We start from the raw sequence: 12,315 nt of genomic DNA on the forward strand, positions 1-12,315 counted from the left end.
GACAGTACAAAGCAGTAGATATACTTTGTGGTACTGGCTTGGAAAAGTAAATTTATAACAATCGAGTACTGTTTGCCTCATCAGCCTAGTTGGGTAACAACTACATATTTAGATTATTCAATGTCGCTACTTTAGCAAACGAAATGAGTATTAACCACTAGATTGAATAAAATTTGTAATTTTCAATTAATTAATTAAGAGTCGATAAAAGTTGTTATTTTTCAAAATAGATTGGGCATAATAGGTAAAAACCTAAGCTAGGTTTGGAAATAAACTAGATAATCTGCTTTTTACTATGCAAAATATTGATTTAAAAACTATTTTGACTAATTTTAAAGCTTTGTCTCCTACTAATCTCCAGATAGCTACTTCCTTAGTACTTTTAGCCGCCAGTTATGGCTGTGTTCAAAAAGCACAAGAAAAGGTGGAGATGAAAATTGGAGATATACAACCTATATCAAGTAAAGGTATATACAATGTCGTCGGTAATACCAATCTGCCCGAATCTAGCAAGATTACAGTGGCCGCTGTGCGTTATCTGCGTCCAGTATCAGGACAAACAGAAGCTTTACTAAATTCAGACACCAATACTAACCGTTCAATTCTGGCTCGTCAAATTGTGGAAGTGAAACAGGGAAAATGGGAGGCTGCGCTGAATCTGTGGCAAGTTTCACCCAATGGTAATTTTCAAGAAGTCTGGCAAGCAAATCCAGCACAAATACGATTATTTCCAGAAAATGGCGTTACATTTGTAGCTATTTTCGATCCTGCTACTCAGTCGGAACAGCCAGATAATCAAAACTCTCAAAAGTTGAAGTTAGAAAATCAACAGCTTGAAAACCTTGAAAGCAACTTAATTCGCTTTACTAACGAAGGTGAAAAATATTTACAAGTTAGCCAAACTTTAACAGTACCCCTACCTACGGGGAAAACAATACCACCTCGTCGGCAACCGGAAGACTTGAATGGTGGTTGGGGAAACCGATATCAAATCCCGCCGCAATCCATAGCTTCTAAAACTACCTTACCTCCACCGATTAAAAATAGGCAAACGAATGCCTATCTGACTACTTCAGAGTTTCTCAGGTAAGAATTATAGTGGTTCTCAGTTAATTCGGTACTAAACCCCACCCTCAACCCCTTTCTCGCTTGCGAGGAGGGGTCTATGATGTATCTCATTTGAATTCAAATCTTTTATCGGTTTCTTTTTGATATATAAAAACTGGAATACCAGCCTCAATATGAGCGCTGGCATCCAGATATTAATTACCCAATAACCACCAATTTAGTGGGTTATTGATTTGAGTAGATTTTAAAGGACAGTATTATAGTAAATCTGAAATTTAGGTGGGGATTCTACCTCAGCATTTGTTGCTTGAGACAGTTGTAAGTTCTCCTGCATTGCTTGCATCTGTAGCATCATCTCTTTAATTTGTTTTTGCAACTCTTCAAATTCTGATGGCATAATTGCTGTTTGATTGATTTCACCAGCAGTAATTTCTTTCATATTGTTGGGATTTTCTTGAGCATAGCCAAGGAAAGTCTGGGCAGATGCAAACGCAGAAGTAGCAGCAATATCTCTGATTGTGGTAGTGGTATTTTTTGGAGTTGTAACCTTTGGTACAGGATTTACTGGTTGTACGTTTACCTGCGTCTGGGTTTGCGCTTCAATAGGTTGAGATGCAGTGATTGCATTTTTTGAGATGAGAGCTTGATCAAAAGGTGCCTCGTCATCTAAAAAAGCGCTCAATCCAGAAATTTGCAATCGAGGCTCGGAAATTTGCCATTCTTTTAGTAATGTCTCTTTTTGCTGTAGGTGTTGCTCTAAATTAGATAATTCTTGCTGAATTTTTGCTGATTTGGAAGAAGAATTTCGCCAACCACAGAAAGCAAGTGCTGAAATTCCAGACCCTATACTAAGTGCTGTTGCAAAAACTACGTAAGGGATAGCAATATCTCTAAGTTTGCCATAAAAAATAGGTTCTTCCTGAAATTTGATACCAATTTGTTTATCGCCTAGTGTCGCAAGGGGAAATGACATTAAAGAAAATACACTTAGAGAAGCGATCGCGGGTGGTAGTAAAAATTTTTGCAGCGCAGAAAGTGTCATATTCAGAAAGTTTTTGTAAAAGAGAAGACTATGGGTAGATTACAGCAGATATAATTACCGCTTATAACATCTAGCTTGTATAGAGTTTTCACGGTTAATCAATGTGTGTACTGCCTTAGTATCTAAGTTATTCTCTATAGGAGATATGTTCAATAGAAAACTCATGAAGAACTCAGTAAGTTACGTAAATTTTTTGTAAATTAAGCAACTACTGTAAATTATACAAAGACAAATGCAAAACATAAATAAAAGTTTATACGTATTATCCAGCAAAGATTTTAGCGTTCTTGACTTTCACTATCCAATTTTTGCGGATATAGAAACAAAATTAGCCAAGTATTGCTCTAAGATTACTAAGATGCACAAATGCATGGAAAGTTAATTAAGTAATACAAATAACAGTCAAATAAATGCATTGTAATTAGAGTACATATATTTATCGGTGGCTAAAAATCACATTTACAAAAATGCTTTTTAGCTAAAGATGTTGTAAAATCTTCTTGCTTGGAAACAGCATCATATATTTTTTTGCTGATTCAACTTAGATATTGCCTTACCAGAAAAGTAATAATAGTATGCAAATTATCGATAAAAATAAATCAAGAGCAGTAAGATTACATAAGAAATTACTAATATTTTCCTTAAGTCTATTAGTGTTTTTAGTAATTATATTGACTAAGACACCTGCTAGTATTCAGCTAGATGCTGTTAGGGCTGAGATGCAAACAGAGCAACCACTTTCAACAAGTGGTAGAACAATTGTTGATGCAAAAGGCAAGGTCGTACTGCTTAGAGGCGTTAATTGGTTTGGTATGGAAACTGAGACGCACGCCCCTCACGGTTTATGGCAACGAGATTATAAGGAAATGCTGGCACAGATTAAAAACTTAGGATATAACGTCATTCGGTTACCTTATTCTGTGGCAGGATTGCGATCGCTTAATGTAAGTGGCATTGACTATAACATTGGCAGCAACAAAGAACTTCAAGGTAGAACGCCCTTGGAGGTAATGGATTTAGTTATTCAGGAAGCAGAACGTCAAGGATTGCTAATCCTACTCGACAGCCACCGTCTCAACGATCAGCAAATTCCAGAGTTGTGGTATGGAGACGGCTTTACAGAAGCAGACTGGATCGATACTTGGACAATGTTAGCAATCCGATACAAGAATCAAACTAACGTTATTGGCGCAGACTTAAAGAATGAACCCCACGGCAAAGCTAGCTGGGGTGATAACAATATAAGTACTGACTGGCGACTGGCAGCAGAACGTGCAGGCAATGCAATTCTGGGTGTGAATCCTAATTGGTTAATTGTTGTTGAAGGAGTGGAAAAGAATGTCCCCGGTCAAAAATTGCCGCAGCATTGGTATGGTGGAAATCTGGAAGGTGTAAAAAACTACCCAGTCCGTTTGTCTCGTTCTAATAAGCTAGTTTATTCTCCTCATGAGTACGGCGCTGGGGTGTACAATCAGCCTTACTTTTATGACTCTAACTTTCCTAACAATCTAATTGATCGCTGGCAAATAGGATTTAACTATATCGCTAGTCAGAATATTGCTCCCATCTTGATTGGGGAGTTTGGGGGACGGCAAGTAGACTTAAATTCCAAAGAAGGAATTTGGCAAAATGAGTTGGTGAAATACATTCAAAAAAATAATTTGAACTTTACTTACTGGAGTTGGAATCCTAATAGTGGTGATACAGGCGGAATTTTATTAGATGATTGGCAAAGTGTTGATTTACCTAAGCAGCAATTACTATCCCAACTGCTCCCAGCTGTACAAGTTCAACCGAGTAATCCTCCTGTTTCTCCAACTCCAACTCCTTCTGTCTCTCCAACTCCAACTCCAACTCCTTCTCCTTCTGTCTCTCCAACTCCAACTCCTTCTCCTTCTGTCTCCCCATCTACTACTAGTACTGCTCAACTAAAAGTCACTACTGAGATTAATTCCAACTGGGAAACTGGATTTTGTGTCAGTTTCAAAATTACAAATCAGGGTAATACCAAGGTTAATAACTGGCAACTGGCATTTAACATGAATCAAGCTAAGATTAATAACTTTTGGAACGCAGATTTTAAACAGCAAGGAGCGATACAGTATATAGCGACTCCTTTAGATTGGGGAAAAACAATTGAACCAAATCAAGTACGCGATACAGGGTTTTGTGCCAACAAACTTGGTTCTGACTACCAGCCGCAGCAAGTTGCCGCCGTTTCGATTTGAAGTCAAAAGTTAAAAGGCGAATTTGTCATGATAGGAGAAATCACCAATCCCATTAATCATTGAGTATAAACTCAGCACACAAGATGACTGAAGCAACAGTAACTCTTCCCAACACCTACGTTCGCGAAACCGGGCCAACGATTCATTACCTAGTGGCAATGTCCCAGCCAGAAACCCATCTGTTTGATGTGACTTTGCACCTTGTCGATTACCACTCGCCGATTCTGGATTTAAAACTGCCAGTGTGGACACCCGGTTCCTACTTAGTCCGGGAATACGCCAAGAATTTACAGGATTTTGGGGCTTTTGCAGAGAGTAAGCCTTTACCTTGGCGGAAGATCAGTAAAAATCACTGGCAGATAGATAAAAAGGGTGTTTCAGAATTAACTGTACGTTACCGCGTTTTTGCAAATGAGCTATCGGTACGGACAAATCACTTAGATGCTACGCACGGTTATTTTAACGGTGCGGCACTATTTTTTAGAATAACGGGCTGGGAGAACCAACCCATTCGCGTTACTATCGTACCACCACGCCCGGAATGGCAGGTAACTACTGCCTTACCACCTGTTGGTGAGGAAACAAATACTTTCTTGGCTGGTGATTTTGATACTCTTGTTGATACTCCCTTTGAGATTGGTCGCCACCAATTGTATAATTTTGAGGTTTTGGGAAAACCCCATGAACTCGCAATCTGGGGACAAGGAAATTTCCAAGCCCAGCAGATGATTGCTGATATTCAAAAAATTATTCAGGTAGAAGCACAGATGTTCGGCGGTTTGCCATATCAACGATACGTGTTTCTACTACATCTATTTAGCCAAGCTTTTGGCGGTTTGGAGCATAAGGACTCTTGCTCATTAATTTACCAGCGTTTTGGATTTCGCGCTCAGGATAAGTACAATCGCTTTATCCAATTGGTAGCACACGAGTTCTTTCACTTGTGGAATGTCAAGCGAATTCGCCCAAAAGCATTAGAGGTTTTTGATTACGACCAAGAAAATTACACACCATCATTATGGTTCTGTGAAGGCACTACTAGTTACTATGACTTGTTAATTCCTTTGCGGGCAGGAATTTATGATGTTCAATCGTATTTGAATAATTTGGGCAAAGAAATTACCAGATATGAAATGACACCGGGGCGCAAGGTACAACCCGTTTCTGAGTCGAGTTTTGATGCTTGGATAAAACTTTATCGCCCGGATGCCAATAGCGGTAATTCCCAAATCTCCTACTATTTAAAGGGGGAAATGGTATCGTTGTTGCTGGATTTACTGATTCGCTCTACTCACGACAATCAGCGCTCCCTTGATGATGTGATGCTGAAAATGTGGCAGCAATTTGGGAAAGATGAAATTGGGTATACTCCAGAACAGTTACAGGAAGTTATCGAATCTGTTGCCGGAATTGATTTGACTGATTTCTTTAAACGCTACATTGATAATACTGATGATTTGCCTTTCAATCAGTATTTAAAACCCTTTGGCTTGCAGTTAGTAGCCGATGAGCAGGAAGAATCTTACTTGGGTGTGAGAATAAATACAGAAAATGGGCGGGAGATAATTAAATTTGTGGAGACTGGTTCACCTGCACAAGTAGGGGGAATTGATGCAGGTGATGAGTTATTAGCAATTGATGGGATTAAGGTAACTGCGGGTAGCTTAAGCGATCGCCTAAAAGATTACCAACCAAACGATAAAATTGAAGTCGCAGTTTTCCATCAAGACGAACTGCGTACTTATTCCATCATCCTCACCTTACCAAATCCCACTCGGTATCAGGTAAAACCTGTTGAGCATCCTAACTCCACACAGCAGCAAAACTTTGCTGGATGGCTTGGGGTAGCGATCGCAACTGTTTGATAAAGTAATTGGGGAGTGGGGAGTGGGGAGTAGGGAGTAGGGAAAAGGGAGATAAGGGAGAATTATTGAACAAGTTTCTTCCTTGTCTCTTCCCATTCCCGACTTCTAAGCCGTTCTCACCGCCCCAGAGTAAATCAAACCCCGTTGCAGATCCAGGGTTATAATTGCCCCATCCCGAATTGCCTGCGTTGCTTGCTTCACTCCGACAATCACTGGCACACCGAGACGCAACCCAATGACTGCTGCGTGACTTGTCAGACTTTCTTCTTCCGTAATAATGCCCGCAGCTTTCCGAATTGCTTCCACAAAATCGGCACTAGTGCGGGGTGCAACCAATATGTCTCCAGGATTAAAGTTACTCACATCCATACCAGTATTGGCCACCCGGGCGCGACCACTTACTGAACCTTGTCCTAGTCCAATTCCGTGACCTAGTACTGCCGTCACCACCTCTACCTTTATCAAATCTGTGGAGCCGGAAATTCCCTGGAGTGTACCAGCCGTCATTACTACTAAATCTCCCTGAGACAGTAACTGAAGTTCCTGAGCCACGTTAATCGCAGCTTGAAATGTCTGACCAGTGGAAGGTAATCCTAGTACCAACAACGGTTTGACTCCCCAGACCATTTGTAGCTGTCGCGCTACATTCACATGGGGTGTCACTGCTAAAATCGGTGTACGAGGACGAAACTTAGAGACATTGCGAGCTGTTGCCCCCGTTTGCGTTAGGGTCATGATTGCTGCTGCGCCTAGTTGTTCGGCAATTTGACCTACAGCTTGGCTAATAGCATTAGGAATGGAGCGTCGGGCATCTTTCAAAGAACGTAAGTTCAAATGTTGAGCTTCTTCCTGCTCCATACGCTCGGCAATTCGTGCCATCGTTGCCACTGCTTCTACAGGGAAGCTACCCACGGCGGTTTCATTGGAGAGCATTACCGCGTCGGTGCCGTCTAAAATCGCATTTGCTACATCCGATACTTCAGCGCGAGTGGGACGGGGATTGCTCACCATACTGTCTAACATCTGGGTGGCAGTGATGATGGGAATCCCCAAGCGATTTGCCGTAGCAATTAGCCGCTTTTGGAGTACCGGAACATCCTCGGCTGGCAATTCTACCCCTAAGTCACCTCTGGCAACCATCACGCCATCACACAAAGCCAGAACCGCCTCCATTTGTTCGATGGCCTCGTGCTTTTCAATTTTGGCAATTACTGGCACTTGCTTGCCTGTACTGGAAATTAGTTCTTTAATTTCGATCATGTCCTGCGGATTGCGGACAAAGGAAAGTGCCACCCAATCTACACCTTGATCTAGACCAAACATCAGATCCTCTCGGTCTTTGTCGGTCATTGCCTTAATTGACAGGTAAACGCCGGGAAAGTTTACGCCTTTGTTGTTAGAAAGTTTTCCAGGCACGGTGACGCGACAATGCAAATCACCTTTGTCCCGGTTAATCTCCTCCACAAGCATTTCTACTCGTCCATCATCGAGGAGAATTTTTGCGCCAACTGGGACTTCTTCGGCTAAATAATCATAGGTAACGCAACTAATTTCTTGAGTACCTACAACTGGACGATTTGTCAAGGTGAAGCGATCGCCTTTTGCCAAAACTATAGACCCATTATCAAACTTACCCAAGCGAATTTTTGGGCCCTGCAAGTCTTGGAGAATAGCCACTGGCTGATTTAATTCAAAAGCAGTTTGCCGAATTAAGCGAATACTACGCTGATGATCGGCATGAGTTCCGTGGGAGAAGTTTAGGCGCAGCGTCGTGGCTCCCGCTTCAATAATCGCCTTGAGCATTTCAGGACTGCTAGTGGCGGGGCCAATAGTAGCGACAATTTTTGTCCGGCGCAGAGAATCTCTTAGTTGCATAAGGGCTGAAGTTAGGGAGCTATCTGGGAAGTCATCGTAACTTAAGGGGCATCTCCTTTTCAGTTACTGCCATATCAATAAGATATAAACAGCTAGAGAGGGTTTCTGGGAGAGTGGGGCCTGTGGGATAGACTAGATATAGTACATCAATCTTGTGTCCATCCTTCTAACGAAGGTGTTTATCCCATCAACTTCTTGCCAATTGTCATAACCCCGCTTATCAAAAAAGACTAGTCCTCGTCTGGAATCATACCGTTATTCATCTACTGATATGCAAAGCTGTGGATAAATATTGCTATACAAAACTTTACAAAATTTTATTCTTTCCTAATCTTTATCGTATATTTGTAATGTTTGATTAAGAAGGAGTCAATGTTAGAGATGATCGCATCGGAGGCACAAAAGCCACTGACAATCCCGCCAAAGGAATTTTTAGCGCCTCCTGGTGATTTTAATCCCACGCTACTGTTGTTTTTAGTAGCTGTAGCAATGCTGGTGTTATCTAACTTTGGTTACTGGCTTTGGGAATGGCCGCACTGGCTGTGCTTTAGCGTTAATACTATTGCCTTGCATTGTGCTGGGACGGTAATTCATGACGCTTGTCACCAATCAGCCCATCGCAACCGGGTAATGAATGCGATGTTAGGGCATGGCAGTGCATTAATGCTAGCTTTTGCTTTTCCTGTATTTACGCGGGTGCATTTACAGCATCATGGACATGTCAATCATCCTGAAGACGACCCAGATCATTATGTCTCAACGGGTGGGCCATTATGGCTGATTGCGGTGCGGTTTTTGTACCATGAGGTATTTTTCTTTCAACGGCGACTTTGGCGTAAATATGAGCTATTAGAATGGTTTATCAGCCGCTTAATTGTCGGTGTAATTGTTTACATATCAGTGCAATACCACTTTTTAGGTTACATTCTGAATTTTTGGTTTATACCAGCTTTTGTGGTGGGGATAGCACTGGGATTATTTTTTGATTATTTACCGCATCGTCCTTTTGCGGAGCGCGATCGCTGGAAAAATGCTCGCGTCTATCCGAACCAAATTCTTAATATTCTGATTATGGGACAGAATTACCACTTAATTCATCATTTGTGGCCTTCTATTCCTTGGTATAATTATCAGCCTGCATACTATGTCATGAAGCCCCTGTTAGATGAAAAAGGATGTTATCAAACTTCAGGATTATTGCAGAAAAAAGACTTTTTTGAGTTTGTTTATGACATTTTTTTAGGAATTCGCTTTCATCATCAAAAGCAATAGAGTTGATCAAGCGATCAGTTAGGTTTTAGAGAAAGTCGCACACGACGTTATATATCTAATGAGTACAATAGCGATCGCGCCCCTTTTCCTTGGCATTGTACAGTGCTTTATCGGCTGAAGCGATGAGTGTATCTGGCTTGATGTCCAAAGTGGGTATGACGCAAGTAATACCCAAACTAACTGTGACAATATCCTTGACATCTGACTGTGCATGGAGAATGGCCTGATCGTGAATTGCTTGTTGAATACTTTGTGCTACTTTGATCGCTCCTACTAAATCAGTATTGGGGAGTAGTACCGAAAATTCTTCTCCTCCGTAACGCGCTACTAGATCAGTAGGACGATGAACTGTCTGTTCCACTGTTTGCGCTATTATGATTAAACAATGATCGCCTTCAAGATGACCATAGTAGTCGTTGTAAGATTTGAATTTATCAACATCTAATAAAATTAGTGACAGGGGTTGTTGTTTTCGTGCAAGGCGTTTCCATTCTGCTTGCAGTCGTCCATCGAAGCAGCGACGGTTAGCCACCTGAGTCAAACCATCTACATTTACCAGTTGTTCTAGTTTCTGATTTGCATCTTCTGCTTTTTCTTTAGCAATTACTAACTCTGCTGTTCTCTCTTTTACCCGTTGTTCTAAAGTTTCAAAAGATGTTTGTAACTGAAGTGCCATGTGGTTAAACGATTTCGCCAGTTGACCTATTTCGTCTTTTGAGCTTATTTGGGCGCGGATATCTAAGTTACCTGTGGTAAACTGGAATACTATATCGGTAAGGTAAATTATTGGCTTTGTTAGCATTTGCCCAATCGCAAAAGCGATGATTGTCACTACTGAAGCGATAATTGCAAATAGAAACATTGCGCCACGAATTTGGTTTTCTACAGGTGCTAGGGCAACAGCAAGGGGCTGTGCAAACAAGACAGACCAATGTTTATATTTTGATTTTAAAGGAGCGATCGCAATCAGATTAACCTGATTCCCTGTTGTTGACAAAGGTGCAATTAAATATGGCTGTTTATTATCTAATGCTTGCTTAAGTTTTGGCTCATTAGTTGCCAATTCTTTAACAGGAGAATTAGGCAAACGCCCTTTCTTTTGTAATTCAGTTACAACATCGAAAGGCAGAGCCACTATTGATTTAAAAAGTAGTTCTGATGCAGTGCTATGTGCCAGATAAATATTATTTTCATCTAAAAGAATAGCAAATGATTTAGCCCCAGCCCGTTCAGTTTCTCGAGTTACTAACTGCTGAACAACAGTAGCATTGTATGAAACACGTAATACACCCAATATATCTCCTTTGGCATTGCGAACTGGACTGCTAAAAAAGAGGGTAACAAGGTCAGGAATCATTGGCGATAGCTTCATGCTAGAAACATAATATGATCCAGTTTCCACTGGTTTTTTAAAATAATTTTCAACTGATTCATCTTTGCCAATATTCGATGTATCTGTATCCAATACATTTTTCCCATTTAAGTCGAGCAAAGCATAAGAAAGAATATTAAGCATATCTTTGCGACTGAGACGGATTAATGTTTCTGTTGCCAATTGCATTTCGGGGCTGTCATCTCGCTGTTTTGGAGTTAGGCTTAGGTAGCGTACCGAACCTGGTAAAATAGCCTCTACACGCACGGCATTGAGATTTCCATCAATAAAGGCATCTATTCTGCTAGCAGTTTCGTTAGCCGCCGCAGATAGGGCTTGTTTGGCGTTGTCAGTTAGTATTTTTTCAGTTGTCTGTTTGTTGATAAATGCTAATAACAGCAACGGAATCAAAGCAACAATCAGAAACGAAGCTATCAACTTTGTACGGATGCCGCCCAAAAGATTGTGCTGCATGGCTTTAAACTAGGGTGGAGGGTTCAAGAAGGAAGAATTGAACAAAGTTTCTAGCTCAGGAATCCGCGTCACGTTTCCAGAGCGAATAAAAAAGTCTGCATATATCTTGGCAGTTTTATAGATGGAGTTAGAGTTGCTAGATTGAAATAATTTTTGATTTTCATCTAAATCAATTAGGTTTACTCCCTTTAGAGAGATTGTATTGCTAGGAATTTTTAACGCTTTGTTGATGATAGCGTTTCCTTCCTGAAAATTTGCTTTCCAGTAGGTTGTGGCTTGCAGCCATCCTCGCACAAATGCACGAATGTCTTCGGGGCGATCGCGGATTGTATCACCACGAAAGACAATCATATCTAAAATCAAGCCAGGAGTTTGTTTGCTGGTAAATAGGATATTTCCCCCTAATTTCATAGCTTTAGAAAGATAGGGTTCCCAAGTGTGTCCAGCTTGAATAACATTATTTTTCAGCCGTTGGGGAATTTCTGAAGGCTCTAATTTAACCAAGTTCACATCATCACTGGTTAAGTTGGCAGATTTCAACATCTCAGTCACAAAAACCTCGCTAAAACTGCCTAGATTTGCACCGAGCTTTTTGCCTTTCAAGTCAGCAACGATTTGAATTTGTGATTGAGCGACTACCACATCTGCTCCTGCTGATTCATCTATAACCATTACACCTTGTATATCTGGATTTGTGGCACTTAAGATTATAAAACTTCCTAAGGATGATGTCATACCATCATACTTACCTGCACTGAAATTTGCTCTTTCTAATTGGGTATATCGTTTATAAATTAGTTCCACATCTACCCCTTGAGCTTTGAAGAATCCTTTTTTTTGAGCAATTATAACTGGATACTCCCCAACAAAAGATGTAAATATCACTTTCAAGGGAGGGTGTTTTAATTTGGTCGTTACTGAAGTATGACAAGCAAATAGTAAACAGACGGTAATAACAAAAATACTAATATATCTGAGTAATTTAAACATAGAATGTTTGATCAAATGGATGCTTTAGTCCAATACGCTTGACTTTTAAGACAGTCGCTACACAATTTAAGGTTTTTGGCGCTAACCTAAGTGTATTGTGCTTTAGTCCAATAACTCTACACAAAACTA

At 40.6% G+C, this 12,315-nt stretch carries 8 protein-coding genes; 4 read left to right on the forward strand and 4 right to left on the reverse strand.

Going from position 1 to position 12,315, the window contains the following annotated elements:
- Nucleotides 1-295 precede the first annotated feature (295 nt).
- Entirely contained in the window at nucleotides 296-1,090 is a 795-nt protein-coding gene (locus RMY00_RS03560) for a hypothetical protein (protein WP_322646227.1), read from the forward strand.
- Nucleotides 1,091-1,312: 222 nt separating this feature from the next.
- On the opposite strand, the gene RMY00_RS03565 is transcribed toward RMY00_RS03560, so the two are convergent.
- Complete coding sequence (locus RMY00_RS03565; RefSeq protein WP_322646228.1) at nucleotides 1,313-2,110, reverse strand: hypothetical protein; 798 nt, start codon at nucleotides 2,108-2,110, stop codon at nucleotides 1,313-1,315.
- Nucleotides 2,111-2,685: 575 nt separating this feature from the next.
- On the opposite strand from RMY00_RS03565, the gene RMY00_RS03570 reads away from it, so the two are divergent.
- Entirely contained in the window at nucleotides 2,686-4,338 is a 1,653-nt protein-coding gene (locus RMY00_RS03570; protein WP_322646229.1) for a cellulase family glycosylhydrolase, read from the forward strand.
- Nucleotides 4,339-4,421: 83 nt separating this feature from the next.
- Nucleotides 4,422-6,203, forward strand: coding sequence for a M61 family metallopeptidase (locus tag RMY00_RS03575; protein ID WP_322646230.1), 1,782 nt, complete (start codon nucleotides 4,422-4,424; stop codon nucleotides 6,201-6,203).
- Between the two features lie 105 nt (nucleotides 6,204-6,308).
- On the opposite strand, the gene pyk is transcribed toward RMY00_RS03575, so the two are convergent.
- On the reverse strand, nucleotides 6,309-8,078 hold the full coding sequence (pyk, locus tag RMY00_RS03580) for a pyruvate kinase (RefSeq protein ID WP_322646231.1): 1,770 nt from the start codon (nucleotides 8,076-8,078) through the stop codon (nucleotides 6,309-6,311).
- Between the two features lie 381 nt (nucleotides 8,079-8,459).
- On the opposite strand from pyk, the gene crtR reads away from it, so the two are divergent.
- Nucleotides 8,460-9,350 carry a beta-carotene hydroxylase gene (gene crtR, locus RMY00_RS03585; protein ID WP_322646417.1) on the forward strand — a complete coding sequence of 297 codons (891 nt, stop codon included), beginning with the start codon at nucleotides 8,460-8,462 and terminating at the stop codon, nucleotides 9,348-9,350.
- 55 nt (nucleotides 9,351-9,405) lie between these two features.
- On the opposite strand, the gene RMY00_RS03590 is transcribed toward crtR, so the two are convergent.
- Both RMY00_RS03590 and RMY00_RS03595 read right to left on the reverse strand, forming a co-directional pair.
- Nucleotides 9,406-11,196, reverse strand: coding sequence for a diguanylate cyclase domain-containing protein (locus RMY00_RS03590; RefSeq protein WP_322646232.1), 1,791 nt, complete (start codon nucleotides 11,194-11,196; stop codon nucleotides 9,406-9,408).
- A 9-nt stretch (nucleotides 11,197-11,205) separates the two neighbouring features.
- Nucleotides 11,206-12,186, reverse strand: coding sequence for an ABC transporter substrate-binding protein (locus RMY00_RS03595; RefSeq protein ID WP_322646233.1), 981 nt, complete (start codon nucleotides 12,184-12,186; stop codon nucleotides 11,206-11,208).
- Nucleotides 12,187-12,315: the final 129 nt, after the last annotated feature.

Source organism: Nostoc sp. ChiVER01, from assembly GCF_034531155.1.
In the GTDB taxonomy this organism is placed as follows: Bacteria; Cyanobacteriota; Cyanobacteriia; order Cyanobacteriales; family Nostocaceae; genus Nostoc.

Coding starts and splice junctions, on each gene's coding strand:
- RMY00_RS03560 (WP_322646227.1), top strand. CDS start 296: ATGCAAAATATTGATTTAAAAACTATTTTGACTAATTTTAAAGCTTTG.
- RMY00_RS03575 (WP_322646230.1), top strand. CDS start 4,422: ATGACTGAAGCAACAGTAACTCTTCCCAACACCTACGTTCGCGAAACC.
- RMY00_RS03565 (WP_322646228.1), bottom strand. CDS start 2,110: ATGACACTTTCTGCGCTGCAAAAATTTTTACTACCACCCGCGATCGCT.
- crtR (WP_322646417.1), top strand. CDS start 8,460: ATGATCGCATCGGAGGCACAAAAGCCACTGACAATCCCGCCAAAGGAA.
- RMY00_RS03570 (WP_322646229.1), top strand. CDS start 2,686: ATGCAAATTATCGATAAAAATAAATCAAGAGCAGTAAGATTACATAAG.
- RMY00_RS03595 (WP_322646233.1), bottom strand. CDS start 12,186: ATGTTTAAATTACTCAGATATATTAGTATTTTTGTTATTACCGTCTGT.
- pyk (WP_322646231.1), bottom strand. CDS start 8,078: ATGCAACTAAGAGATTCTCTGCGCCGGACAAAAATTGTCGCTACTATT.
- RMY00_RS03590 (WP_322646232.1), bottom strand. CDS start 11,196: ATGCAGCACAATCTTTTGGGCGGCATCCGTACAAAGTTGATAGCTTCG.